This is a genomic window from Achromobacter sp. MUI-25009338 (genome assembly GCF_057359325.1).
Window position 1 is genome coordinate 5,061,280 of record NZ_CM170627.1, and the last position, 25,888, is coordinate 5,087,167.

The window sequence follows — 25,888 nt, forward strand, 5'->3', positions numbered from 1 at the left end:
CCCTCACAAGTCCGATTTTGCAAATCACAAAAATTCCCCAACAACCTATTTTTTGTGAATCGCCTCAAACACGTCGCCGGCGTCGCCCGCGGCGGGTTTGAAGCGCCTCCCCTCTTCTGGCCCAGCCTGCGATACCGCCAGCCGACCGGACCAAGGAGCAGGCCCCAACCTGCCCCCCTCAACCTAGTTCATGAACCATTCCTTCATGCGCGCCAGCAGGCTCTTGAAGTTGCCGGTCTGGGCGGCGACCTTGCGGCCGCGCACCCGCTGCATGCGCGCTTCCTGCAACAGCCCCATCACCGTCGAGAAGCGCGGATTGCGCATCACGTCGGCCAGGCTGCCTTCGTATTCGGGCACCGCCACGCGCACCGGCTTGAGGAACACGTCCTCGGCCAGCTCGACCATGCCGGGCAATTGCGCCGAGCCGCCGGTCAGCACCACGCCGGAAGCCAGCAGGTCCTCGTAGCCGGAGTCGCGCACCACCTGCTGCACCAGGGTGAACAGTTCTTCGACGCGCGGCTCGATCACCGCGCCCAGCGCCTGGCGCTTGACCTGGCGCGGGCCGCGGTCGCCCAGGCCGGGAACCTCCACGGACTCGTCGGGACTGGCCAGCACCTGCTTGGCCACGCCGTAGCGCAGCTTGATTTCCTCGGCATCGGGCGTGGGCGTGCGCAGCATGGCCGCGATGTCGTTGGTGATCTGGTCGCCGGCGATGGGCAGCACGGCGGTGTGGCGGATCGCGCCGCCGGTGAAGATGGCCACGTCGGTGGTGCCGCCGCCGATGTCCACCAGCACGACGCCCAGCTCCTTTTCGTCGGCCGTCAGCACGGCCAGGCTGGAGGCCAGCGGCTGCAGGATCAGGTCCTGCACTTCCAGGCCGCAGCGGCGCACGCACTTGACGATATTCTGGGCGGCGCTGACCGCGCCCGTCACGATGTGCACGCGCACTTCCAGGCGCAGGCCGCTCATGCCGATGGGCTCGCGGATGTCTTCCTGGCCGTCGACGATGAATTCCTGCGTCAGCACGTGCAGCACCTGCTGGTCGGTCGGGATGTTCACCGCCTTGGCGGTCTCGATGACGCGGGCGACGTCGGTGGCGGTGACTTCCTTGTCCTTCACGGCGACCATGCCGCTGGAATTGAAGCTGCGGATATGGCTGCCGGCAATGCCGGTGTAGACGTCGCGAATCTTGCAATCTGCCATCAGCTCGGCTTCTTCAAGCGCGCGCTGGATGGAATTCACAGTGGTCTCGATATTGACGACCACGCCCTTGCGCATGCCGCGCGACTCGTGCTGGCCGAGGCCCAGCACTTCGAATCGCCCTTCAGGCAAAATTTCAGCCACCACAGCCACCACCTTGCTGGTGCCGATATCGAGGGCGACGATAAGGTCCTTGATGTCACGGGTCATGGCGTTAGCGTTTCTTCGGAGGTTTCGGTGTGGATTTGGTTTTGGTTTCCGACGCCGGCAACGGAGCCAGCGCCAGTGCGAAACCATTGGGATAGCGCAAGTCGGCCTGCGTCACGGTGCGCCCTTCCAGGCGCCCCGCCACGTCGGGCCAGGCTTGCACGAAGCGTTGAATTCGGGCGGCGAAGGGCAAGGCGCCGGGCAGGCCGTGCGGGTCCGGCGCGTCGGCGCCCGGATCGCGGCCCAGGTCCAGCAGCATGCCGTTGGACAGCACCACGCGCCAGGCGTAGCGCGGGCTCAGCTCCAGCTGCTTGACGTGCATGTCCAGCGGGGCGAACCAGCGCGCCAGCTCGGCGTAGCGCTGCACCACCAGCGACTCGGTGCCCTCGGGCCCGACGAACTGCGGCAGCACGACGTCGTCGTCCACCTCGCCCGTGTTGGCCGTGAAGGCCTCGCCCCAGGTGTTGATCATCTGGTTCTCGTTCCACAGCGCCAGCGGCTGCTGCTCCTCGATCCGCACGCGCAGCACGTTGGGCCAGATGCGGCGCACGGTGGCATGCCGCACCCAGGGCACCGATTCGAAGATCTCGCGCGCGTCGTCCAGGTCCACCGTGAAGAAGTTGCCCTTGAAGCGGCCGGCGATCGCGGCTCGCACCGCCCCCGGCGACACGTAGTGCAGCTCGGTGTCCGGCATCGATTCCAGCTCGATGGCCGACAGCGTGAAGTACGGGCGCTGCGCTACCCACACCACGCCCGCGACGAGCATGGCGCAGACCGCCAGCACGGCTAGCGTGTTGGCGATCAGGTTGGTAGTTCGGGCGTCGTTCCACACAGAATGTCCAGGTCAAGCGTTGCGAGCGGGGCTGCGCACTTTGCACGCGGCCTCGGCCAGGATCGCCACGCACAGTTCGGCATAGCTGATGCCCACGGCCTTGGCGGCCATGGGGACGAGTGAATGGCTGGTCATGCCGGGCGAGGTGTTCATTTCGAGCAGCCACGGCCGGTTGTCGCGGTCGAGGATGAAGTCCGCGCGGCCCCAGCCTTCGCAGCCCAGCGCCCGGTAGGCCTTGACGGCGATGGCCGCGACTTCCTCGGCGACCTCGGCGGGCAGGGTCGCGGGGCAGAAGTACTGCGTGTCGTCCGAGAAGTACTTGTGCTCGTAGTCGTAGTTGCCGCCGGGCGCGGCGATCTCGATCACCGGCAGCGCGCGCGCCGTCTTGCCCGAACCCAGCACCGCCACGGTCAGCTCGCGGCCGGTGATGAACTGCTCGGCCAGCACCTCGCTGTCGAAGCGCGCGGCCGCGGCATAGGCTTCCTTCATGTCGGAATAGCCCACCACCTTGGTGATGCCGACCGTCGAACCTTCGTGCGGCGGCTTGATGATGAGCGGCAGGTTCAGGCGGTCGGGCACCAGGCGCAGCTCGGTATCGGCGTCCAGCACTTCGAATTCGGGGGTGGGCAGGCCTTGCTGCAGCCACACGCGCTTGGTCATGGTCTTGTCCATGGCCAGCGCGGAAGCCAGCGGACCGCTGCCGGTGTAGGGAATGCCCAGCAGTTCCAAAGCGCCCTGGATGGAGCCGTCCTCGCCGTAGCGGCCGTGCAGCGCGATGAAGACGCGTTCGAACCCTTCGGCCGCCAGTTCGGCCAGGCTGCGTTCGCCGGTGTCGAAAAGGTGCGCGTCCACGCCGGCGCTCAGCAGCGCCTGGTGCACGCCGGCGCCCGACATCAGGGACACCTCGCGCTCGGCGGAGCGTCCGCCGTACAACACGCCCACTTTGCCGAATTGCTTGTTCATGCCAGCTCTCCTACCTGGGCGGGGACCTTGCTGATCGAACCCGCTCCCATGACGATCACCACGTCGCCGTCGCGCACGAAGTCCAGCACCGCCTGCGGCAGTTCGGCCACGTCCTCGACGAACAGGGGCTCGACCTTGCCGGCCACGCGCAGCGCGCGCGACAGGGCGCGGCCGTCGGCGGCCACCAGCGGCGGCTCGCCCGCGGCGTAGACCTCGGTCAGCAGCACGGCGTCGGCCGAGCCGAGCACGCGCACGAAATCCTCGAAGCAGTCGCGCGTGCGGGTGTAGCGGTGCGGCTGGAACGCCAGCACGATGCGGCGGTCCGGCCACGCGCCGCGCGCCGCGGCCAGCGTGGCGGCCATTTCCACCGGATGGTGGCCGTAGTCGTCGATCAGCGTGAAGCTGCCGCCGCCGTGGGCGGCGGGCACCGCGAATTCGCCGCTCTGCGTGAAACGGCGGCCGACGCCCTTGAACGAGGCCAGCGCCTCGCGGATGGCTTCGTCGGAGACGCCCAGCTCGGTCGCCACGGCGATCGCCGCCAGCGCGTTGCGCACGTTGTGCAGGCCCGGCAGGTTCAGCTCCACTTCCAGCGGGGGCAGCAGCGTGTCGAGGTGGGTGCGCTGCACGTTGAAGCGCATGCGCGTGCCTTCGGCCTGCACCTCGTAGGCGCGCACCATCGCTTCCTCGGCCAGGCCGTAGGTGGTGATGGGGCGCGACACGAACGGCATGATCTCGCGCACGTTGGCGTCGTCCAGGCACAGCACCGCGCTGCCATAGAACGGCAGGCGCTGCGTGAATTCGATGAAGGCGCTTTTGAGGCGCGCCACGTCGTGGCCGTAGGTGTCCATGTGATCGGCATCGATATTGGTCACGATGGCCATCACGGGCAGCAGGTTCAGGAACGAGGCGTCGGATTCGTCGGCCTCGACCACGATGTAGTCGCCCTGCCCCAGCCGCGCATTGGCGCCGGCGGAATTCAGCCGGCCGCCGATCACGAAGGTGGGGTCCAGGTCGCCGGCGGCCAGGATGCTGGCCACCAGGCTGGTGGTGGTGGTCTTGCCGTGGGTGCCGGCCACCGCGATGCCGCGCTTCAGGCGCATCAGCTCGGCCAGCATGATGGCGCGCGGCACCACCGGGATGCGCGCGGCGCGCGCCGCGATCACTTCGGGGTTGTCGCCGGCCACCGCGGTGGAGGTCACGATGGCGCCGGCGCCGGTGACGTTGCTGGCCACGTGGCCGATGGCGATCTTCACGCCCAGCTCGGCCAGGCGGCGAGTCACGGCCGACTCGTGCAGGTCGGAGCCGCTGATGGTGTAGCCCAGGTTGAGCAGCACTTCGGCAATGCCGCTCATGCCCGAGCCGCCGATGCCTACGAAATGGATATGTTGGATTCTGTGCTTCATGATGCGCGCCCCGCTGCTTGTTCACATGCGTCGGCGATATGCGCCGCCGCCTCGGGGCGCGCATGCGCGCGGGCCCGTTCTGCGACGGCTTGGAGTTCTTGTCGGTTGCGCTGGCCCAGCCACTGCGCCAGCCACTCGGGCGTCAAGGCGGTCTGCGGCTGCAGCCAGGCGGCCTGCGCGTCGCTCAGGAAGCGCGCGTTGGCGGTCTGGTGGTCGTCGATGGCATGCGGGAACGGCACGAACAGCGCCGCCACGCCCGCCGCCGCCACTTCGGACACCGTCATGGCGCCGGCGCGGCAGATCAGCAGGTCGGCCTGGCCCAGCGCGCCCGCCATGTCGTCGATGAAAGCGCGGCAGTCGGCCGCCACGCCCGCCTGGGCGTAGGCCTGCTGCAGCGCGGGCAGATGCTGTTCGCCGGCCTGGTGGACGACTTCCGGCCGCCGGTCCTGCGGCAGCAGCGCCAAGGCCTGCGGCAGCGTGGTGTTCAGCGCCTGGGCGCCCAGGCTGCCGCCCACCACCAGCAGGCGCAGCGCGCCGCTGCGGCCGGCGTAGCGCGCGGCCGGATCGGGCAGCGCGCACAGGTCGGCGCGCACCGGGTTGCCCAGGGCCTCGCCCTTGGACAGCACGCCGGGGAAGCCGCTGAGCACGCGGCGCGCCATGCGGGCCAGCCACTTGTTGGCGGTGCCGGCCACGGCGTTCTGCTCGTGCACCACCAGCGGCGTGCCGCGCAGCGCCGCGATCACGCCGCCGGGAAAGGCCACGTAGCCGCCCATGCCCAGCACCACGTCGGGGCGCACCTCGGACAGGCGCGACCAGGCCTGCGCGAACGCGCGCACCAGCAGGAACGGCAGCTTCAGCAGCGCCGCCGCCCCCTTGCCGCGCACGCCGGCAAAGCGCAGCGGCACCAGCTCGATGCCGCGCGGCGGCACCAGCCGGCCTTCCATCTTGTCGGGATTGCCCAGCCACAGCACGCGCCAGCCGCGCGCGCGCAGCACGTCGGCCACGGCCAGGCCGGGCATGATGTGCCCGCCGGTGCCGCCGGCCATGATGAGGATGGTGCGCGCGGCCGTCATACCCGTCCTCCGCGCATCATGATGCGGTTTTCCACGTCGACCCGTATCAGCATGGCCAGCGCGCACAGGTTCATCACCACGCCGGAACCGCCGTAGCTCATCAGCGGCAGGGTCAGGCCCTTGGTGGGCAGCAGGCCCAGGCACACGCCCATGTTGATGAAGGCCTGCACGCCGATCCACATCGCCACGCCGTGCGCCACCAGGCCCGCGAAAGTGCGTTCCATGGCGATGGCCTGACGGCCGATGTCGAAGCCGCGGTACACGATGATGGCGAACAGGATGATCACCAGCATCACGCCGGCAAAGCCCAGCTCCTCGCCCACCACGGCCATCAGGAAGTCGGTGTGCGCCTCGGGCAGGTAGTGCAGTTTTTCGACGCTGGCGCCCAGGCCCACGCCCAGCCATTCGCCGCGGCCCAGCGCGATCAGCGAATGCGACAGCTGGTAGGCGCTGCCGTAGGCGTTGTCTTCGTTCCAGGGGTCCAGGTAGGCGAACAGGCGCGCGCGGCGCCACGGCGACAGCCAGATGAGCATCAGGAAGGTGCCGACCAGCACCGCCAGCAGGCTGCTGAAGTACTTGCCGTTGATGCCGCCCAGGAACAGGATGCCGATGGCGATGGCCACGATCACCATGAACGCGCCCAGGTCGGGCTCCAGCAGCAGCAGCATGCCCACGCCGCCCAGCGCGACCGCCATGGGCATGAAGCCGCGCGCGAACGCCTGCATGTGTTCCTGTTTGCGCACCGTATAGTCGGCGGCGTAGAGCAGCGCGGCCAGCTTCATCAGTTCGGAAGGCTGGAAGTTCAGCGGACCCAGCGGAATCCAGCGGTGCGCGCCGTTGACTTCGCGGCCGATGCCGGGAATCAGCACGGCGACCAGCAGCACGATCGCCACCCCGAACAGCGGCACCGCCAGGCGCTGCCAGACGCGGATGGGGATGGCCAGGACCACGGCCCCGCCGATCAGGCCGGCGGTGACGAACAGGCCGTGGCGGATCACGAAATAGTAGCGGCCATAGGAGGCGTAGCGCGGGCCGTCGGCCAGCGCGATCGACGCCGAATACACCATCAGCAGGCCGAGCAGCAGCAGCGTCGAGGCCGCGATGACCAGCGGCAGATCGAAGTTGCGCATCTTGGTACGGCCGGGCCGTACGGCGTTGACGCTGGCGGTGAGATCGGCGATCAGGCTCATGCGATCTCTCCACGGTCGCGGGCCAGGTCCTCGACCTCTTCCACGAACACCTGCCCGCGATGCGGGTAGTTGCGGAACATGTCCAGGCTGGCGCAGGCCGGCGACAGCAGCACGGCGTCGCCGGGCTGCGCCAGTTCGGCGGCGCCGCGCACGGCGTCGCGCAGGGTCTCGACGGTCACGCAGTTCACGCCGGTGGCGGCCAGCACCCGGGCGATCTCGGGCGCGTCCACGCCGATCAGCATCACGGCGCGCGCGTGGCGCGAGACCACCGGAATCAGCGGCGAAAAGTCCTGGCCCTTGCCCTGCCCGCCGGCGATCAGCACCACCTGCTGGCCCAGGCCTTCCAGCGCGGCCACGGTGGCGCCCACGTTGGTGCCCTTGCTGTCGTTGATGTAGTCCACGCCGCCGATGGTGCGCACGAACGCGGCGCGATGCGGCTCGCCCGCGTAGTCGCGCAGCGCGCGCAGCATCGGGCCCCAGCCCAGGTCCAGGCAGCGCGCGAGCTGCAGGGCGGCCAGCGCGTTCAAGGCGTTATGGATGCCGCGGATGCGCAGGGCGTCGACCGGCATCAGCCGGCTCATGCGGCCCTTGGCGCGCACCGGCTCGGGCGCGTCCTTCTTGCGGCGCGTGGGCGGCGCGGGTTCGTCGAAATCGTTGGGCTCGCAGGCGGTCAGCCAGGCCACGCCCTGGCCCAGCTCCAGGCCCATGTCGCCGACCAGCTCCGGCACGTCGCGGCCGAAGGTGCGCACGTTCATGGCGTCGAGCGCCGGCACCATGTCGATGGTGTACGGATCTTCGCGGTTGACGATGGCCACCCGGGCCATCTTCAGCAGGCGCGCCTTGGCGGCCGCGTAGGCCTGCATATCGCCATGCCAGTCCAGGTGGTCCTGCGTGACGTTCAGCACCACGGCCGCGTCGGCCTTGAGCGAGCGCGTGGTTTCCATCTGGAAGCTCGACAGCTCCAGCACCCAGACCTGCGGCAGCGCATCGGCGTCCAGCGCCGTCATCAGCGCGGCCAGCGCCGCCGGGCTGATGTTGCCCGCGGCCACGACCGACAGGCCGCCGGCCTCGATCAGCTGGCGCGTCAGCGCGGTGACGGTGGTCTTGCCGTTGGTGCCGGTCACGGCCAGCAGGCGCGGACGGTATTCGCGCGTCTCGGCCAGTTCGGCCAGCGCGCGCGCGAACAGTTCGATCTCGCCGACGATCTCGATGCCGCGGGCCTCGGCCTCGCGCAGCAGGTCGGCGGCCGGGGCCTGCGTCGGCGCCAGGCCGGGACTGAGCACCACCTGGTCCACGCCGTCGAGCAGCGCGGTGTCGAAAGACCCGTCGCAGCCCAGGCGGTATTCCACTTCGGCCTGCGCCAGCGCGGCGCGCAGCGAGGCCAGTCCGCCCGGTTCGGCGCGCGTGTCGGCCACGCGCAGGCGGGCGCCCTGGCGGGCGCACCAGCTTGCGGCAGCCGCGCCCGTCTCGCCCAATCCGAGGATCAGGACGAGCGGCGCGCCGTCACGGGAGGTTTCCATCGTATTCATCGCAACTTCAAGGTAGAGAGGCCAATCAGCACCAGCATCATGCTGATGATCCAGAAACGCACGACCACCTGGGTTTCTTTCCAGCCGCCCACTTCGAAGTGATGATGCAGCGGAGCCATGCGGAATATGCGTCGACCTGTTCCATAACGTCGCTTCGTGTACTTGAACCAGGTCACCTGCAGCATCACCGAAAGCGTCTCGACCACGAACACGCCGCCCATGATGAACAGCACGATTTCCTGGCGCACGATCACGGCGATGGTGCCCAGCGCGCCGCCCAGCGCGAGCGCGCCGACGTCGCCCATGAAGACCTGCGCCGGATACGCGTTGAACCACAAAAACGCCAGGCCGGCGCCGCCGATCGCGGCGCACAGCACCATCAGCTCGGCCGCCCCGGGGATGTAGGGAAACAGCAGGTACTTGGAATAGTCGACCCGTCCGACCACGTAGGCGAAGATGCCCAGCGCGCTGCCCACCATGACGGTGGGCATGATGGCCAGGCCGTCCAGGCCGTCGGTCAGGTTCACGGCGTTGCTGGTGCCGACGATGACCGCCCAGGTCAGCGCCACGAAGCCCAGCACGCCCAGCGGATAGCTCACGGTCTTGAAGAACGGCACGATCAGGTCGGCGCGCGTGGGCAGCGACATGGTGAAGCCGCTGCCGACCCAGGCCTTGAACAGCGGCCACAGTTCGGTATTGGCCGGCGCCGACACCGCGAACGCCAGATACACGGCGGCCACCATGCCGATGGTGGCCTGCCAGAAGAACTTCTGCCGCGCCGGCATGCCTTCCGGATCGCGATAGACCACCTTGCGGTAATCGTCCATCCAGCCGATCCAGCCGAAACCAAAGGTCACCAACAACACCACCCACACGAAGCGGTTGGTCCAGTCCGCCCACAGCAAGGTGCTGATGGCGATGGAAATCAGGATCAGCACGCCGCCCATGGTGGGGGTGCCGGTCTTGACCAGGTGCGACTCCGGGCCATAGGAGCGCACGGCCTGGCCGATCTTCATTTCGGTCAGCTTGCGGATCACGCGCGGGCCGGCCACCAGGCCGATCAGCAGCGCCGTCGCGCAGGCCAGCACCGCGCGCATGGTGATGTATTCGAACACCCCCAGCGCGCGCACGTCATCCGAAAGCAAGCGGGCGATTTCAAGCAGCATCGTGCTCTCCCTGCCCCTTGGCCGTCATCCCTTCATTCGTCGAAAAAGCCGTCACTACCCGCTCCATGCGCATAAAGCGCGATCCCTTTACCAATACGCAGGACGGGCGCAAGCCGCGCAACGCGGCAACGACTTCGTCTACCGATGCGCAGGCGTGCGCGCCCACACCGAATGCGGCCGCTGCCGCCCGGCTGGCTTCGCCTAGCGTGATGAGCGCGTCGAGCCCATGCTCGCGCGCGTAATTGCCCACCTCTTCATGCATGGCGGGGCCGTTGTCCCCGACTTCGCCCATGTCGCCCAGGACCAGGACGCGCGTGCCGTCGACGCGCGCCAGCACTTCGATGGCCACGCGAACCGAGTCGGGGTTCGCATTGTAGGTGTCGTCGATGAGCAACGTTCCGTCACTCAATTTTTTGCGCTGCATGCGGCCGGCCACCGGGCTGAAACCCGCCAGCGCGCGCACCGCGGCGTCCAGCGGCGCCCCCGCCGCGATGGCGCTGGCGATGGCCGCCAGCGCATTGCGCAGGTTGTGCAGGCCGGGCACCGGCAACGCCAGGTCGGCCGTGCCGACCGGCGTCACCACGCGGCAGCGCGTGGCGTCGACGTCGGCCAGGATCTGCTCGGCGTACACGTCCAGGCCGGGCTGCAGACCGAAGCGCAGCACGCGGCGCGGCTCGGCCAGCGCATCCCAGACCGTCGAATACGGCTCGTCGCCCGGATAGACGGCCACGCCGTCGTCGGGCAGCGCGGCGATGGCCGCGCCGTTCTCGTGCGCCACCGCTTCCACGCTGTGCATGAATTCCTGGTGCTCGCGCTGGGCGTTGGTCACCAGCGCCACCGTGGGCGCGGCCAGCGCCGCCAGCTGGGCGATTTCGCCGGGGTGGTTCATGCCCAGCTCGAACACCGCGGCGCGATGGCCGGGACGCAGGCGCAGCAGCGTCAGCGGCACGCCGATGTCGTTGTTCAGGTTGCCGGCGGTGGCCAGGCGGCCTTCCGCGCCGCGCCACTCGGCCAGCATGGCCGAAATCATTTCCTTGGTGGTGGTCTTGCCGTTGCTGCCCGTCACGGCGATGACCGGCAGCGAGAATTGCGCGCGCCAGGCCGCGCCGATGCGCATCAGCGCCACGCGGGTATCGCCCAGCACCAGCTGCGGCAGGCGCGCGCCGGCGACCGGATGCGCCACCACGGCCGCGCAGGCGCCGCGCGCCTCGGCCTGGTCCAGGTAATCGTGCGCGTCGAAATTCTCGCCCACCAGCGCCACGAACAGCTCGCCGGCGTCGATGCGCCGCGTGTCGGTGGACACGCCCTTGACCTGCGGCAGCAGCATCGCCAGGCGCGCCCATTCGCGGTCGTCGAACGGCAGCTTCTCGCCGCCGATGTCCTGGTAGGTCTCGTGGCCCTTGCCGGCCAGCAGCACCACGTCCTCGGGCGCCGAGGCCCAGATGGTCTGCATGATGGCGCGCGCGCGATCGACCTGCACCACGGCATGCGCGGACTCGGGAATGCCGGCCAGGATCTGCCGGACGATGTCTTCGGGCGATTCGCGGCGCGGATTGTCGCTGGACACCACCACGTGGTCGGCCAGCTCGGCCGCGATCCGGCCCATCTCGGGACGCTTGCCCGGATCGCGCTCGCCGCCGCAGCCGAACAGGCAGACCAGGCGGCCCGAGCGCGCGGCGGCGACGGCGCGCAGCGCGGACAGCGCCCGCGACAGCGCGTCGGGCGTATGGGCGTAATCCACCACCACCAGCGGGCCGCGGCCGGTGCCGGCCTGGGCGCCGTTCGAGCCCAGCGGTTCCACGGTCTGCAGGCGGCCGTCCACCGGATCGGTGGCGGCCAGCTCGCGGGCGATCTGCGCGAACGGCAGGCCCAGCTGATACAGCACGCCCGCCACCAGCAGCAGGTTGGAAACGTTGTGCGCGCCCAGCAGGCGCGTGACGATCTGGGCCTCGCCATGCGGCGACACCAGCGTGAAGATCTGGCCCTGGGCGGTCGCCTGCAGGTCGCGCGCGCGCATCCGGGCGGGAACCTCCGGCGCATCGCTCAGGCTGTAGCCCATCGCCAGTTCCGCGGGCAGGCTGGCGATCAGGCGCCGGCCGGCCTCGTCGTCCGCGTTGATCACGGCGGCGGTCAGGCCAGGCCACGTGAACAGGCGCGCCTTGGCCGCTTCGTAGCGCTCCATGGTGCCGTGGTAATCGAGATGGTCGCGCGTCAGGTTGGTGTACGCCGCCAACGCCACGCGCACGCCGTCCATGCGGCCCTGCTCGATGCCGATGGACGAGGCCTCCATGGCCACCGCCTTGGCCCCGGCGTCGCGCATGGCGGCCAGGGTGCGGTGCACGGTCAGCACGTCGGGGGTGGTCAGCTCGCCGCCCAGCGTCTGCCCGTCGGGCAGCACCGCGCCCAGCGTGCCGATGGTGCCGCAGGGCTTGTCGTTGCGGCTGAGCGCATGGGCGATCCATTGCACCGAAGACGTCTTGCCGTTGGTGCCCGTCACGGCCACCACCGCGAGCGCGGCCGACGGCCGGCCGTACCAGGTGTCGCCCAGCTCGCCCAGCAGGGCGCGCAGGCCGGTCACCGGCAGCATCTGCGCCTGCCCGGCCGCGGCCTCGATGGCCGCGCTGGCGGGCGCTTCGAACAGGACCGCGCTGGCGCCCAGCGCCAATGCCTTATCTATATAGAGGCGTCCATCGCTGGACAGGCCCGGGCAGGCGACGAACACGTCGCCCGGCTCGATATCGCGGGAGTCCAGCTTGAGGTGCGCGGTCAGCGAGACGCGCGCATGCAACCACGCCACGATCTCGGCGACCGTGGCGGCGGGGGAAGTAGAGAGGAAGCCTTTGGCGCTCATCTGCCTGGCTCCTTGAGACCAGCAACAATTGTGGATTCGAAGGGCGCGTCCGGACGCACCCCCATCAGCCGCAGGCCGCCTCCCACGATCTGGGAGAACACCGGCGCGGCGATCGCGCCGCCGTAATAGCCGCCGACGGTCGGTTCGTCGATGGACACGGCCACGACGATCTTGGGATCGGACACCGGCGCGAAGCCCACGTACGAACTGCGGTAGCGCTGCTTGCTGTACTTGCCATCGACGATCTTGCGCGCGGTGCCGCTCTTGCCGGCCACGCGGTAGCCCTGCACCTGCGCGGCCTTGGTGCCTTCGGGACCGGCGGCGGCCTCGAGCATGCCGCGCACCAGCGCGGTGGTCTTGGGCGTATAGATCTTGACGCTGGTGGGATCGCTGTCGCGCTTGACCAGCGTGAGCGAGACCATGTCGCCGTTGCGCGCGAAGACGGTATAGGCGCGCGCCACCTGCAGCAGCGACACCGACAGGCCGTAGCCGTAGGCCATGGTGGCCTTTTCGATCAGGCGCCAGCGGTCCCAGGGACGCAGGCGGCCGGGCGCGGCGCCGGGGAATCCCACCTGGGGGGCCTGGCCCAGGCCCAGTTCGGTGAAGCGGTCCCACATCTCGCGGGATTCCAGCTTCTCGGAGATCATGGTCATGCCGATATTGCTGGACTTGCGCAGCACGCCGGCCACGTCCAGCGTGCCGTTGCGGCTCACGTCGCTGATCGTGCTGCCCTGGTACTGGAAGCGGCCATTGCCGGTCTCGAACAGGGTCTTGGTGCTGATGCGGCCCAGGTCCAGCGCCAGCGCGGCGGTGAACGGCTTCATGATGGACCCGGGCTCGAAGGTATCGGTGATCGCCTGGTTGCGCAGGTTGGCGCCGTGGAAGGTTTCGCGCTTATTGGGATCGAAGGTCGGCACGTTGGCCAGCGCCAGGATCTCGCCGGTATGCACGTCCACGACCACGGCGGTCGCGCCCTTGGCCTGGTGCTTGTCCATGGCGTCTTTCAGGGCCTTGAACACCAGGTACTGCAGGCGGGTGTCGATGGACAGGCGCAAGTCGCGGCCGTCGACCGGCAGGGTCACGGCCTGCACGTCCTCGATGACGCGGCCCAGCCGGTCCTTGATCACGCGGCGGCTGCCCGGGCGGCCGGAGAGCTGCTGGTTGAACGTGAGTTCGACGCCTTCCTGGCCCTGGTCCTCGACGCTGTTGAAGCCCACCACGTGGGCCATCACGTCGCCGTCCGGATAGTAGCGGCGGGTTTCGGGCTGCTGGTGTATGCCGGGCAGGCCCAGCTGCTTGATCTGGTCGGCCACGTCCATGGCGACCTGGCGCTTCAGGTAGACGAAGTTCTTGTCCTCGTCGACCAGGCGGCGGCGCAGGTCGGCCACCGGCATCTCCAGCAGCTTGGCCAGCGAGTCGAGTTGCGCCGCCGTGGCCTGCTTGGCGTCCTCGGGAATCGCCCAGATGGCGCGCGCCGGCACGCTGGAGGCCAGCACCGCGCCGTTGCGGTCCAGGATCTTGCCGCGCGTGGCGGGCAGGGTCAGCGTGCGCTCGTAGCGGCGCTCGCCCTGCTGCTGCAGGAATTCGGTGGACAGCCCCTGCAGGAACAGGGCGCGGCCGGCCAGCACGACGAACCCGCCGAACAGCAGGATCAGCACCAGGCGCGCGCGCCAGGTGGGCAATTGCCCGCGCAGCACGGGGTTGTCGAAGAAGGGCACCCGCTTCATTGGGCACCTCCGGCGGTGGAGACGGGCGCCTGGTTCAGATAGAGCGTGCGGTCCGGAACGATGGAGATCATCTTCAGGCCCTCACGCGCGATGGCATCCACCCGCGCGTTGCGGGCGAGTTCGGCGCGCGCCAGCTGCAGGCGCCGCCAGTTGGTTTCCAGGTCGCGCGCCTGGGCCTGATCGCGCCCCAGCTCGATGAAGAGCTGGCGCGACTGATACCGGCTGGTGACCAGGGAAATGGCCGACAGCATCAGCAAAGCCGCAACGATCAGGTTGACGCGACCCATCAGCGGCGCCCTCCCTTGCCGCCGCGCCGCGGCGGCGGAGCCAGATCGCTGCCCGGCAGGGAGCCGATCTTGACGAACGCGGCGCCGCCCTCTGCGGGCAGCGGGGTTTCCGTGCGTTCGGCCACGCGCAGGATGGCGGAGCGGGCGCGCGCGTTGCCCGAGACTTCGTCGTCCTCGGCCACCACGCGGCCCAGGGAACGCAGCACCGGCTGGGGCATTTCGCTTTCACGCAGCGGCAGGCGCGCATGCGCGGCAGCCGGACGAGCCGCCGCCGCGATGCACTGCTTGACCATACGGTCTTCGAGCGAATGAAAGCTGATCACCGCCAATCTCCCCCCCGGAGCCAGCAGGTCTAGAGCTGCCGCGAGGGTGCGCGCGAGCTCTTCGAGTTCCCGATTGATGTAAATCCGTAAAGCTTGAAAGGTGCGTGTGGCCGGATGCTGCCCCTTTTCGCGCGTGCGGACGGCGCCGGCGACGCACTCGGCAAGCTCGAGCGTGGTGCGCAGCGGCCTTGTTGCGCGGCGAGCAGCAATCGCCTTTGCAACCTGAAAAGCAAACCGTTCTTCGCCATAATCCGCTATGACCTCCCGCATCTCATCCACACTGGCTTGCGCCAGCCAATCCGCCACCGTGGGACCACGAGTGGTGTCCATCCGCATGTCGAGCGGGCCGTCTCGCATGAACGAGAAACCGCGCTCGGCATCGTCGATCTGAGGCGACGAAACGCCCAGATCCAGCATCACGCCATCGACCTTGCCGATGCCGCGCTGCTGCAATTCTTCGGCCATGGTGGCGAAGCCGCCATGCACCACGGTGACCCTCGGGTCCGCTGCCGCCAATACATTGGCGACGGCGATCGCCTCCGGGTCCTTGTCGAACACCACCAGCCGCGCGTCCGGGCCGAGACGGCCGAGCAGCTCGCGGCTGTGCCCGCCGCGGCCGAAAGTGCCGTCGACGAAGACACCGCTTTGCGCCCGCGTAGCCGCAGCCGGCCCGCCTTGCTCTTGCGACCGTGCCGCGCCCTTGCCGCCGAAGCCGGCCAGCAGTAACGCGTCCACCGTCGGCTCCAGCAAGACGGGCCGATGTTCGAATTCCATAACTTTTTCAGAACGAAAACTGATTCAACACATCCGGCATACCCTTGGCCAGGTCCTCAGCCTCGCGGCTGGCCAGGGTAGCGGCGTCCCACAGCTCGAAGTGCGCGCCCAATCCGAGCAGCATCACATCGCGCGTCATACCGGAAGCGTTGCGCAGTTCAGGCGCGATCAGGACCCGGCCCGAGCCGTCCAGTTCCACGTCCTGAGCGTTGCCCAGCAACAGCCGCTGCAACGCGCGGGCCGACATGGGAAACGCGGCGATCTGCTCGCGCTTCTTTTCCCACTCGGGCCGCGGGTAGACCAGCAGACAGCCGTCGGGGTGGCGAGTCAGGGTCAGCCGGCCATCGGCCTGCGACATGAGCGCGTCACGATGCCGGGTCGGAATCGAGATCCGTCCCTTGGCATCCAGCGTGAGCGCGCTGCTTCCCTGAAACACCACTTTTACCCCACTTAATTGCACAATTTCCTACTATTTCCCACTCTACGGTATGGGAAAGGGGCGGTCAAGGGAGAGGTTGCAATTTTTTCAATCACAACAAGGACTTAGGCCAATATGTAAATCCGCAAAAACAAAAACCTCCCAATAAATCAGGAGGTTGCGGCACTATCTAAAAGTCCTTCTTCAGAAGTAGCGGCTAACAATGGCTTTGCATTGTTTTACGATCGGTCCTTCGCTCCTATTGGCGAGGCTTCCCACCGCCTGCGGCGTCCGGGGCCGCCCGAAAAATGGCGCAGCCCGGTCCGCCCGGCGCCGGGACGGCCGCGCATTCGAGAATGAGTTGCAAGACGGGTCTATAGGCCGGATTCTGTACACCAGGTTGCCCTGGCGGACGATCATTCCTCTGCGCGGACCATTGCTGGGCCGCTGTAGCCATCTACCCGCATGCTCGGACGGAGCCGCCCTTCGCGGCCCGAAGGCCGCACGCATGCCTATTTGATGTTGCTCCGGATAGAGGTTGCCGCGTTTCACCCTGCGATGCCGCCGCCCGTTGCCGGACGGCGCGATACGGAGATGGCCGTACCTGTGCGCGCGCCGCGCGCCCGCCCCGCAGACTCGTCTCTGTGGCCCTGTTCCTCAACCGCGCCCGAGGACGCGGCCGGACGGCCGTTAGCCGTTATCCTGCCCTGTGGAGTCCGGACCTTCCTCGATGGATTCGCATCCACCGCGATCGCCCGACCCGTCTTGCGGTTCGTATTCTAGTACAGGTGGCGGCTCCGTCCCCCAAGGCCCGCGCCACCGCCGACGCCCGCGCGGGTTCCTGCGACAATACGCCTTGATTCGCACAGACGCAGACGCTGCTCCATTACATGGCACTCGCTACTCTCATCACCCTTACCGACATCCAGCTCGCCTACGGCCACCATCCGCTGCTGGACCACGCCGATTTCGCCATCCAGGCCGGCGAGCGCATCGGCCTGATCGGCCGCAACGGCGCCGGCAAGTCGTCCCTGCTGAGGCTGCTGGACGGCCGCACCCTGCCCGACGACGGCGACATCGCCCGCAGCTCGGGCCTGCGCGTGGCCACCGTCGAGCAGGAGCCCGAGCTCGACGAGAACGCCACGGTCTTCGACGTGGTCTGCAATGTGGAAGGCGACCACGAAGACTGGCAGCGCCCTTCGCGCGTGCGCGCCGTGATCGAAAAGCTCGGCCTGCCCGCCGACGCGCAGATCGCCGGCCTGTCCGGCGGCACGCGCAAGCGCGTCGCGCTGGCCCGCGCGCTGGTCGACGAACCCGATCTGCTGCTGCTCGACGAACCCACCAACCATCTCGACTTCGACGGCATCGCCTGGCTGGAAGACATGCTGCGCGGCTGGAAGGGCGCCGCGGTCATCATCACCCACGACCGCCGCTTCCTGGACGCCATCGCCACCCGCATCGTCGAACTGGACCGCGGCCGGCTGCTGAGCTTTCCCGGCAATTTCTCGCAATGGCAGGAACGCAAGGCCCAGTGGCTGGAGTCCGAACGGCTGGAGCAGGCCCGCTTCGACAAGCTGCTGGCCCAGGAGGAAGTCTGGATACGCAAGGGCGTGGAGGCGCGCCGCACCCGCAACGAAGGCCGCGTGCGCCGCCTGGAGCGCCTGCGCGTCGAACGCGCCGAACGCCGCGAGCGCGTGGGCAACGTGTCACTGGCGCTGGCCGAGGGCCAGCGTTCCGGCAAGCTGGTCGCCGAACTCGAGCACGTCAGCAAGGCCTTCGGCGACAAAGTCGTGGTGGACGATTACTCCACCACCATCCTGCGCGGCGACCGCATCGGCATCATCGGCCCCAACGGCGCCGGCAAGACCACGCTGCTCAAGCTGATCCTGGGCGAAATGCAGCCCGACAGCGGCGCCACCCGCATGGGCACCAACGTCTCGGTCGCCTACTTCGATCAGATGCGCGCGCAGCTGGACGAGAACGCCACGCTGGTCGACATCATCAGCCCGGGCAGCGAATGGGTCGAAATCGGCGGCGCCCGCAAGCACGTCATGAGCTACCTGGGCGATTTCCTGTTCTCGCCGGCGCGCGCCGGCTCGCCGGTGCGCAGCCTGTCGGGCGGCGAACGCGCGCGGCTGCTGCTGGCCCGCCTGTTCGCGCGGCCCGCCAACGTGCTGGTGCTGGACGAGCCCACCAACGATCTCGACATCGAAACGCTGGAGCTGCTCGAAGAGCTGCTGCAGGAATACGCAGGCACCGTGCTGCTGGTCAGCCACGACCGCGCCTTCCTGAACAACGTGGTCACCCAGACCATCGCCTACGAAGGCCATGGCCGCTGGCGCGACTACGTCGGCGGCTACGACGAATGGCTCGCGCAGCGGCCCGCGCCGGCCGCGCCCGCCGAGGAGGCCGCGCCCGCCGCCAGGCCGGCCGACGACGGCGCGGCGCGCGCCAAGGCCGCGCGTCCCAAGCCGGCGCGCGCCGCCAAGATGAACTCGTGGGAACTGCGTGAACTGGAAGGCCTGCCCGACGCCATCGCGGCGCTGGAAGCGCAGCAGGCCGAACTGGCCGGCAAGCTGGCCGACGGCAGCCTGTACCGCGACGCGCCGGCCGAGGTCGAACGCATCAACAGCGAATTGGCCAAGCTGGAAAGCGAGCTCGAAGAACGCTTCGCGCGCTGGGAACTACTGGAAGCGCGGCGCGAAAGCTCGCTGTGATCCGACGCGCCATATCTATATAGCGCACCTGCGAAGGGCTGCCCGCGAGGCAGCCCTTTTTCCGTCTCAGACGTGGGCGCGCCAGGCCAGCGCCTCGCCCGCGGCCAGCGGCACCAGCGTGGTGTCGCCGAAAGGCAGGTCCTCGGGCACCGTGTAGGCTTCGCGCACCAGCGTCAGCGTGCCGGTGTTGCGCGGCAGGCCGTAGAAGTCCGGGCCGTGGAAGCTGGCGAAGCCTTCCAGCTTGTCCAGCTTGCCAGCCGCGTCGAACGCGGTCGCGTACAGCTCCATCGCGTGCAGCGCCGTGTAGCAGCCGGCGCAGCCGCAGGCATGTTCCTTCAGGCCGCGCGCATGCGGCGCGCTGTCGGTGCCCAGGAAAAAGCGCGGGCTGCCGCTGGTGGCGGCCTCGACCAGCGCCTGGCGATGCGTTTCGCGCTTGAGGATCGGCAGGCAGTACCAGTGCGGACGCACGCCGCCCTGGAAGATCGCGTTGCGGTTGTACAGCATGTGCTGCGGCGTGATGGTCGCGGCGATCGGCCCTTCGGCGTCGCGCACGTAATGCGCGCCCTCTTTGGTGGTGATGTGCTCGAACACGACCTTCAGCGCCGGAAAGGCGCGGCGCAGCGGCAGCATCACGCGCTCGACGAACACCGCTTCGCGGTCGAACACGTCGATCGACGGGTCCGTCACTTCGCCATGCACCAGCAGCGGCATGCCGCATTTTTCCAGCGCCTCGAGCGCCTTGGTGCATTTGCCCAGCAGATCGGTCACGCCCGCGTCCGAGTTGGTCGTGGCGCCGGCGGGGTACAGCTTGACCGCATAGACCTGGCCCGACTCGTGCGCGCGGAAGATCTCCTCGGCCGAGGTGTTGTCGGTCAGGTAGAGCGTCATCAGCGGCGTGAACGCGGCGGGATTGCCGCCCGCCTTGGCCAGCGCCTCCAGGATGCGGCCGCGATAGGCCAGCGCCTGTTCGGTGTTGGTCACCGGCGGACGCAGGTTCGGCATGATGATGGCGCGCGCGAACTGCCGCGCGGTGTCGGCCACCACCGCCTCCAGCGCCGCGCCGTCGCGCAGGTGCAGGTGCCAGTCGTCCGGCCGGGTGATGGTGAGCTGGGTCGTGTTTTGCGTGGACATGGAAAGCTTCTTAGTCTGCCAGCGGCATGCCCCGTTCGGCCAGCGCGCAGAACATCGCGCTGCCCAGGGGAATGACGGCGTCGTTGAAATCGAAATGCGAGTTGTGCAGCACGCAGCCGGAATCGGCTCCGCCCTGCCCCAGCCGGAAATAGGCGCCCGGCTTGCTCTGCAACATGAAAGAGAAATCCTCGGAGCCCATGGACGGCACCAGGTCGCGCACCACGTTCTCCTTGCCTATCATTTCGGTGGCGATGTCGGCCACCAGGTTCGCGTGCTGCGGCGTGTTCAAGGTGGCGGGATAGATCCGTTCGTAGATCACTTCGGCCGTGCCGCCGAACGCGCCGGCGATGGCCGAGACCAGCTCGCGCATGCGCGTCTCCACCATTTCCTGCACCGACTTGCGGAACGTGCGCACGGTGCCCACCATCTTCGCTTCGCGCGGAATCACGCTCATCGCGCCGGGATGGCCGGCCTGCAGCGAGCCGATGGACACCACCGCCGAATCCAGCGGATTCACGTTGCGCGACACGATGGTTTGCAAGGCCGTGATGATCTGTCCCGCGATGGTGACGGGGTCGATGGTCTGATACGGATGCGCGCCGTGGCCGCCGCGTCCGGTTATCTGGATCTCGAAGCGGTCGGCCGCGGCCATCATCGGTCCGGGATTGATGCCCACCGTGCCCGGCTTCAGGCCGGGCCAGTTGTGCAGCGCGTAGATCGCGTCGCACGGAAAGGTATCGAACAGGCCGTCTTCCAGCATGGCGCGCGCGCCGCCGCGCCCTTCTTCCGCAGGCTGGAAAATCAGCACCGCGGTGCCGTCGAAATTGCGCGTCTGCGCCAGATACTTGGCCGCGCCGATCAGGATGGCCGTGTGGCCGTCGTGGCCACAGCCGTGCATCAGGCCGGGCTTGGTCGACTTGTGGCCGAAGTCGTTGTCTTCCGTCATCGGCAGCGCGTCCATGTCGGCGCGCAGCCCTATCATGCGCCCGCTGTCGCAGCGCTTGCCGCGGATCACGCCCACCACGCCGGTCTTGCCGATGCCACGGTGCACCTCGATCCCCAGCGCCTCCAGCGCGCCCGCGACAATCCCGGACGTCCGCACTTCCTCGAAACCCAGCTCGGGATGCGCGTGCAAATCGCGCCGCAGCGCCGTCAATTCGTCATGAAACAGCCGAATCGATTCCAACGGAGAACGTGCGTACATAGGAGGTTACAGAAAGACGATAGAGTAGGAAGAATCTGTGCATTTTAGTTGCTACAGAGGATAAATGCCTTTGTCTTTAGGGTAGAGACACGTTATGCTCCGGCCGCAGGACAATTTTTCCAACAGCCAGAGAAGGAGCGCCGCATTATGGCCACAACCTCCAAACCCGCGACCGCGCGCAAGCCGAACGCTGCATTCATGAAGCCCCTGACCCCCAGCGCCGAATTGGCTGCTGTCATCGGCTCGGAAGCCGTGCCGCGTACCGAGGTCACCAAGAAGATCTGGGAATACATCAAGAAGCACAACCTGCAAGATGCCAGCAACAAGCGCAACATCAACGCCGATGCCAAGCTGCGCCCGATCTTCGGCAAGGATCAGGTCACGATGTTCGAACTGACCAAACTGGTCAACGCACATCTGAAGTAAGCAGGCAAAGGGCGTACCCCGTACGTCCCTGCCTCCAGCTCGCCTCGACGCCCTGGCTCCAGTGCCGGGCGAGCCTCCCGACCCACGCCTGGCGCCTTCCTCCGCCTGCGGCAGCCATGCCGGCAGCGCAGCGACTCCCCTACCTCCACACTTCCTCTCCAAGCCTTCGCGCCTGAGCGCTGCTTGCGGCCGTCCAATGGAAAAGGCCGGCATATGCCGGCCTTTGCCTGGGTCTGCGCGAATCAGGCGTACGTGGTGGGCGCAGAGCCTTCCAGCAGCGCCAGCCAGCCCTTGATGAGGCGATACAGCACCCACACCACGGTGGCGGCCAGGCCGATCCAGCCGATGAAAATAAGCGTGGCGATCGCGCTGATGGCAAGCCACAGCAAGGCCCACCAGAAGGTGCGCAGCAGCCAGTCGAAGTGGGAGGCGTACACGGTGCCCGCGGCGTCGGAGCGCTTGACGTACATCAGCACGACGGCGGCCAGCGTGGCGATGCCCAGAAATCCACTCGTCAGAAAGCCCAGCGCGTACAGGCCGTAGGCCACGTGGGTCAGCGTGCGCAGATCTAAAGTCGTACCGGGCACGGGGGTCTGGGGATCACTCACGATAACGCTCCAACGAATTGACTCGGTCAATCTTACCGCACAAAGTCGACCCGCCCACGGCCGTTGTTATTTCGGCACATTCAATGCTGGCGCGGCTTGCAGCCTGATCGCAGGTTTGCGCAAGACAAAGAAAAACCCCACAGCGCGAGCTGTGGGGTTTCGGGATTGGCGCCTGACAATGACCTACTTTCACGGACGTCCGTCCACTATCATCGGCGCAAAGGCGTTTCACTGTCCTGTTCGGGATGGGAAGGAGTGGGACCACCTCGCTATGGTTGTCAGGCATAGCTGTTCGAACGCCTGCCCATGCTGGCAAACGCTCCGATTCTGGAGCCGGCCCTGCCGGCGCGCGCCTGGAGACTTGCTCGACAAGCGCCCGCGGAGGGCTCTCATAAAAAACAAAACCCCACAGGATTTACCTGTGGGGTTTTGAGGAATAAAAGCCTGACGATGACCTACTTTCACAGACGTCCGTCCACTATCATCGGCGCAAAGTCGTTTCACTGTCCTGTTCGGGATGGGAAGGAGTGGGACCAACTCGCTATGGTCGTCAGGCGTAACTGGTTGAGCGGCTGCGGCTAGCGCAACAGCTCCAATCTGGGAAGAAACACAACGCGTGGCGATCAGAGTCGAGCTCGATGATCGCGCACGATGGGGTGTGATGTTGGCTGGCTGCCGACGGTGCAGCCAGATTTTGTATTGAACGACACTTGGAACGCTATAACCAGGTCAATAACCATCAGTGTTATAGGATCAAGCCTCACGGGCAATTAGTATCGGTTAGCTTAACGCATTACTGCGCTTCCACACCCGACCTATCAACGTCCTGGTCTCGAACGACCCTTCAGGGGGATCAAGTCCCCGGGATACCTAATCTTCAGACGAGTTTCCCGCTTAGATGCCTTCAGCGGTTATCTCTTCCGTACTTAGCTACCCGGCAATGCCATTGGCATGACAACCGGTACACCAGAGGTACGTCCACTCCGGTCCTCTCGTACTAGGAGCAGGCTCCGTCAAGTATCCAACGCCCACGGCAGATAGGGACCAAACTGTCTCACGACGTTTTAAACCCAGCTCACGTACCTCTTTAAATGGCGAACAGCCATACCCTTGGGACCGGCTACAGCCCCAGGATGAGATGAGCCGACATCGAGGTGCCAAACACCGCCGTCGATATGAACTCTTGGGCGGTATCAGCCTGTTATCCCCAGAGTACCTTTTATCCGTTGAGCGATGGCCCTTCCATTCAGAACCACCGGATCACTATGTCCTGCTTTCGCACCTGTTCGACTTGTCAGTCTCACAGTCAAGCACGCTTATGCCATTGCACTATCAGCACGATTTCCGACCGTACCTAGCGTACCTTCGAACTCCTCCGTTACACTTTGGGAGGAGACCGCCCCAGTCAAACTGCCCACCATGCACTGTCCCCGATCCGGATAACGGACCAAGGTTAGAACCGCAAACAAACCAGGGTGGTATTTCAAGGATGGCTCCACGTAATCTGGCGACTACGCTTCAAAGCCTCCCACCTATCCTACACAGGCCGGTTCACAGATCAATGCAAAGCTACAGTAAAGGTTCATGGGGTCTTTCCGTCTAGCCGCGGGTAGATTGCATCATCACAAACACTTCAACTTCGCTGAGTCTCAGGAGGAGACAGTGTGGCCATCGTTACGCCATTCGTGCAGGTCGGAACTTACCCGACAAGGAATTTCGCTACCTTAGGACCGTTATAGTTACGGCCGCCGTTTACCGGGGCTTCGATCAAGAGCTTGCACCCCATCACTTAACCTTCCGGCACCGGGCAGGCGTCACACCCTATACGTCGACTTTCGTCTTTGCAGAGTGCTGTGTTTTTAATAAACAGTCGCAGCCACCGATTCTCTGCGACCCCATCATGCTAAGCGCGCAGGCGCTTCACACTACCGGGGTATACCTTCTCCCGAAGTTACGGTATCAATTTGCCGAGTTCCTTCTCCTGAGTTCTCTCAAGCGCCTTGGAATATTCATCCCGTCCACCTGTGTCGGTTTGCGGTACGGTCTCGTACAGCTGAAGCTTAGAGGCTTTTCTTGGAACCACTTCCAATCACTTCGCAAGCAATGCTCGCTCGTGCCGTACCCTTGATTTACGCGCCCGGATTTGCCTAAGCGCCATCTTCGATACGTCAACAGGGACATCCAACACCCTGATGATCTTCCGCAATCCGTCCCCCCATCGCACTGTACGACGGTGCTGGAATATTAACCAGCTTCCCATCAGCTACGCATCTCTGCCTCGCCTTAGGGGCCGACTCACCCTGCGCCGATGAACGTTGCGCAGGAAACCTTGGACTTACGGCGAGAGGGCTTTTCACCCTCTTTATCGCTACTCATGTCAGCATTCGCACTTCTGATACCTCCAGCAGCCTTTACAAGCCACCTTCGCAGGCTTACAGAACGCTCTCCTACCGCGTGCACTAAAAGTGCACACCCGCAGCTTCGGTTTATCGCTTAGCCCCGTTACATCTTCCGCGCAGGACGACTCGATCAGTGAGCTATTACGCTTTCTTTAAAGGATGGCTGCTTCTAAGCCAACCTCCTGACTGTCTATGCCTTCCCACTTCGTTTCCCACTTAGCGATAATTTGGGACCTTAGCTGGCGGTCTGGGTTGTTTCCCTCTTGAGTCCGGACGTTAGCACCCGGTGCTCTGTCTCCCAAGCTGTACTTGCGGGTATTCGGAGTTTGCCATAGTTTGGTAAGTCGCCATGACCCCCTAGCTATAACAGTGCTCTACCCCCCGCAGTAATACTTGAGGCACTACCTAAATAGTTTTCGGAGAGAACCAGCTATTTCCAGATTTGTTTAGCCTTTCACCCCTATCCACAGCTCATCCCCTAATTTTTCAACATTAGTGGGTTCGGTCCTCCAGCACGTGTTACCGTGCCTTCAACCTGGCCATGGATAGATCATCTGGTTTCGGGTCTACACCCAGCGACTGAATCGCCCTGTTCGGACTCGCTTTCGCTACGGCTTCCCTATTCGGTTAACCTCGCCACTGAATGTAAGTCGCTGACCCATTATACAAAAGGTACGCAGTCACCCCACAAGGAGGCTCCTACTGTTTGTATGCATACGGTTTCAGGATCTATTTCACTCCCCTTCCGGGGTTCTTTTCGCCTTTCCCTCACGGTACTGGTTCACTATCGGTCGATCACGAGTATTTAGCCTTGGAGGATGGTCCCCCCATCTTCAAACAGGATTTCACGTGTCCCGCCCTACTTTTCTTACGCTTAGTTCCACACTCAGAATTTCGTCTACAGGGCTATCACCTGCTACGGCCGGGCTTTCCATCCCGTTCGACTATCCTGAATGCTAAAACGTAAAGGCTTTTCCGATTTCGCTCGCCACTACTTTCGGAATCTCGGTTGATTTCTTTTCCTCGAGCTACTGAGATGTTTCAGTTCACCCGGTTCGCCTCCACTGGCCTATGTATTCAGCCAGGGATACTGCTTGCGCAGTGGGTTTCCCCATTCGGACATCTGCGGATCAAAGCTTGTTTGCCAGCTCCCCGCAGCTTTTCGCAGGCTACTACGTCCTTCATCGCCTGTGATCGCCAAGGCATCCACCATATGCACTTAGTCGCTTGATCCTATAACGCTGTAGGCTATAGGACCTGAGTATTCGCGTTTGTGCCGTTCATAAGTTTCAAAGCAGTCTGAGGTTTGCACCCCAGTCTTGAGAACTTGGAACAAAATTAATGCAATCACAACCCGTACCCATCTTCATCAGCAATGCTGATTACTCGATGAGCACATTTCGTTGTGCTTCTTCCAGATTGTTAAAGAACGAATATAGCTGTTGGGTAAAACCCAACTC

18 protein-coding genes, 3 rRNA genes and 1 other RNA gene are annotated in these 25,888 nt (G+C 65.9%); 2 read left to right on the forward strand and 20 right to left on the reverse strand.

Annotated features, from left to right (window positions below):
- Positions 1-183: 183 nt before the first annotated feature.
- The 14 genes from ftsA to rnpB all read right to left on the reverse strand — a co-directional run bounded on the left by ftsA (position 184) and on the right by rnpB (position 16,710).
- On the reverse strand, positions 184-1,410 hold the full coding sequence (ftsA, locus tag AC1IQ6_RS23875; RefSeq protein ID WP_102775405.1) for a cell division protein FtsA: 1,227 nt from the start codon (positions 1,408-1,410) through the stop codon (positions 184-186).
- 4 nt (positions 1,411-1,414) lie between these two features.
- Positions 1,415-2,239 carry a cell division protein FtsQ/DivIB gene (locus tag AC1IQ6_RS23880; RefSeq protein ID WP_102775404.1) on the reverse strand — a complete coding sequence of 275 codons (825 nt, stop codon included), beginning with the start codon at positions 2,237-2,239 and terminating at the stop codon, positions 1,415-1,417.
- A gap of 12 nt (positions 2,240-2,251) precedes the next feature.
- On the reverse strand, positions 2,252-3,202 hold the full coding sequence (locus AC1IQ6_RS23885) for a D-alanine--D-alanine ligase (RefSeq protein WP_102775403.1): 951 nt from the start codon (positions 3,200-3,202) through the stop codon (positions 2,252-2,254).
- Positions 3,199-4,605, reverse strand: a complete 1,407-nt coding sequence (murC, locus tag AC1IQ6_RS23890; RefSeq protein WP_102775402.1) for a UDP-N-acetylmuramate--L-alanine ligase — start codon at positions 4,603-4,605, stop codon at positions 3,199-3,201. The genes AC1IQ6_RS23885 and murC overlap by 4 nt, the downstream gene beginning before the upstream one ends.
- The gene (gene murG, locus AC1IQ6_RS23895) at positions 4,602-5,678 is read right to left on the reverse strand and encodes an undecaprenyldiphospho-muramoylpentapeptide beta-N-acetylglucosaminyltransferase (RefSeq protein WP_479730529.1); all 1,077 of its coding nucleotides are present in this window, start codon (positions 5,676-5,678) and stop codon (positions 4,602-4,604) included. Before murG ends, murC begins: the two co-directional genes overlap by 4 nt.
- Positions 5,675-6,868, reverse strand: a complete 1,194-nt coding sequence (gene ftsW, locus AC1IQ6_RS23900; RefSeq protein ID WP_111826359.1) for a putative lipid II flippase FtsW — start codon at positions 6,866-6,868, stop codon at positions 5,675-5,677. The genes murG and ftsW overlap by 4 nt, the downstream gene beginning before the upstream one ends.
- On the reverse strand, positions 6,865-8,397 hold the full coding sequence (gene murD, locus AC1IQ6_RS23905; protein ID WP_102775399.1) for a UDP-N-acetylmuramoyl-L-alanine--D-glutamate ligase: 1,533 nt from the start codon (positions 8,395-8,397) through the stop codon (positions 6,865-6,867). Before murD ends, ftsW begins: the two co-directional genes overlap by 4 nt.
- Positions 8,394-9,563 (reverse strand): phospho-N-acetylmuramoyl-pentapeptide-transferase, encoded by a 1,170-nt coding sequence (mraY, locus tag AC1IQ6_RS23910; RefSeq protein WP_102775398.1) that lies wholly within the window; start codon positions 9,561-9,563, stop codon positions 8,394-8,396. Before mraY ends, murD begins: the two co-directional genes overlap by 4 nt.
- Positions 9,553-12,414: a bifunctional UDP-N-acetylmuramoyl-L-alanyl-D-glutamate--2,6-diaminopimelate ligase MurE/UDP-N-acetylmuramoyl-tripeptide--D-alanyl-D-alanine ligase MurF gene (murF, locus tag AC1IQ6_RS23915; RefSeq protein WP_485865400.1), complete on the reverse strand. Its 2,862-nt coding sequence runs from the start codon at positions 12,412-12,414 to the stop codon at positions 9,553-9,555. The genes mraY and murF overlap by 11 nt, the downstream gene beginning before the upstream one ends.
- On the reverse strand, positions 12,411-14,141 hold the full coding sequence (locus AC1IQ6_RS23920; RefSeq protein WP_102775396.1) for a peptidoglycan D,D-transpeptidase FtsI family protein: 1,731 nt from the start codon (positions 14,139-14,141) through the stop codon (positions 12,411-12,413). Before AC1IQ6_RS23920 ends, murF begins: the two co-directional genes overlap by 4 nt.
- Entirely contained in the window at positions 14,138-14,428 is a 291-nt protein-coding gene (gene ftsL, locus AC1IQ6_RS23925) for a cell division protein FtsL (RefSeq protein ID WP_111826356.1), read from the reverse strand. Before ftsL ends, AC1IQ6_RS23920 begins: the two co-directional genes overlap by 4 nt.
- Positions 14,428-15,525 (reverse strand): 16S rRNA (cytosine(1402)-N(4))-methyltransferase RsmH, encoded by a 1,098-nt coding sequence (gene rsmH, locus AC1IQ6_RS23930; protein WP_102775394.1) that lies wholly within the window; start codon positions 15,523-15,525, stop codon positions 14,428-14,430. Before rsmH ends, ftsL begins: the two co-directional genes overlap by 1 nt.
- Before the next feature lie 7 nt (positions 15,526-15,532).
- On the reverse strand, positions 15,533-15,961 hold the full coding sequence (gene mraZ, locus AC1IQ6_RS23935) for a division/cell wall cluster transcriptional repressor MraZ (RefSeq protein ID WP_043542651.1): 429 nt from the start codon (positions 15,959-15,961) through the stop codon (positions 15,533-15,535).
- Positions 15,962-16,304: 343 nt separating this feature from the next.
- An RNA gene (gene rnpB / locus AC1IQ6_RS23940) (RNase P RNA component class A) lies at positions 16,305-16,710 on the reverse strand.
- Positions 16,711-16,833: 123 nt separating this feature from the next.
- On the opposite strand from rnpB, the gene AC1IQ6_RS23945 reads away from it, so the two are divergent.
- Positions 16,834-18,660, forward strand: coding sequence for an ATP-binding cassette domain-containing protein (locus AC1IQ6_RS23945; RefSeq protein WP_111826355.1), 1,827 nt, complete (start codon positions 16,834-16,836; stop codon positions 18,658-18,660).
- Between the two features lie 66 nt (positions 18,661-18,726).
- On the opposite strand, the gene pyrC is transcribed toward AC1IQ6_RS23945, so the two are convergent.
- Both pyrC and AC1IQ6_RS23955 read right to left on the reverse strand, forming a co-directional pair.
- Positions 18,727-19,791 (reverse strand): dihydroorotase, encoded by a 1,065-nt coding sequence (gene pyrC, locus AC1IQ6_RS23950; RefSeq protein WP_102775392.1) that lies wholly within the window; start codon positions 19,789-19,791, stop codon positions 18,727-18,729.
- A 10-nt stretch (positions 19,792-19,801) separates the two neighbouring features.
- Positions 19,802-20,995: a M20 aminoacylase family protein gene (locus AC1IQ6_RS23955; RefSeq protein WP_062685144.1), complete on the reverse strand. Its 1,194-nt coding sequence runs from the start codon at positions 20,993-20,995 to the stop codon at positions 19,802-19,804.
- 147 nt (positions 20,996-21,142) lie between these two features.
- Here AC1IQ6_RS23955 and AC1IQ6_RS23960 point away from each other — a divergent pair, with 147 nt between their 5' ends.
- Positions 21,143-21,421 carry an SWIB/MDM2 domain-containing protein gene (locus AC1IQ6_RS23960; protein WP_006217453.1) on the forward strand — a complete coding sequence of 93 codons (279 nt, stop codon included), beginning with the start codon at positions 21,143-21,145 and terminating at the stop codon, positions 21,419-21,421.
- Between the two features lie 242 nt (positions 21,422-21,663).
- Here AC1IQ6_RS23960 and AC1IQ6_RS23965 read toward each other — a convergent pair whose 3' ends face one another.
- The 4 genes from AC1IQ6_RS23965 to AC1IQ6_RS23980 form a co-directional block, all read right to left on the reverse strand.
- The gene (locus AC1IQ6_RS23965) at positions 21,664-22,029 is read right to left on the reverse strand and encodes a DUF4870 family protein (RefSeq protein ID WP_168202223.1); all 366 of its coding nucleotides are present in this window, start codon (positions 22,027-22,029) and stop codon (positions 21,664-21,666) included.
- A gap of 170 nt (positions 22,030-22,199) precedes the next feature.
- Positions 22,200-22,312 (reverse strand): 5S ribosomal RNA (gene rrf, locus AC1IQ6_RS23970).
- Between the two features lie 159 nt (positions 22,313-22,471).
- Positions 22,472-22,584 (reverse strand): 5S ribosomal RNA (gene rrf, locus AC1IQ6_RS23975).
- Positions 22,585-22,778: 194 nt separating this feature from the next.
- Positions 22,779-25,661, reverse strand: a 23S ribosomal RNA gene (locus tag AC1IQ6_RS23980).
- Between the last annotated feature and the right edge of the window lie 227 nt (positions 25,662-25,888).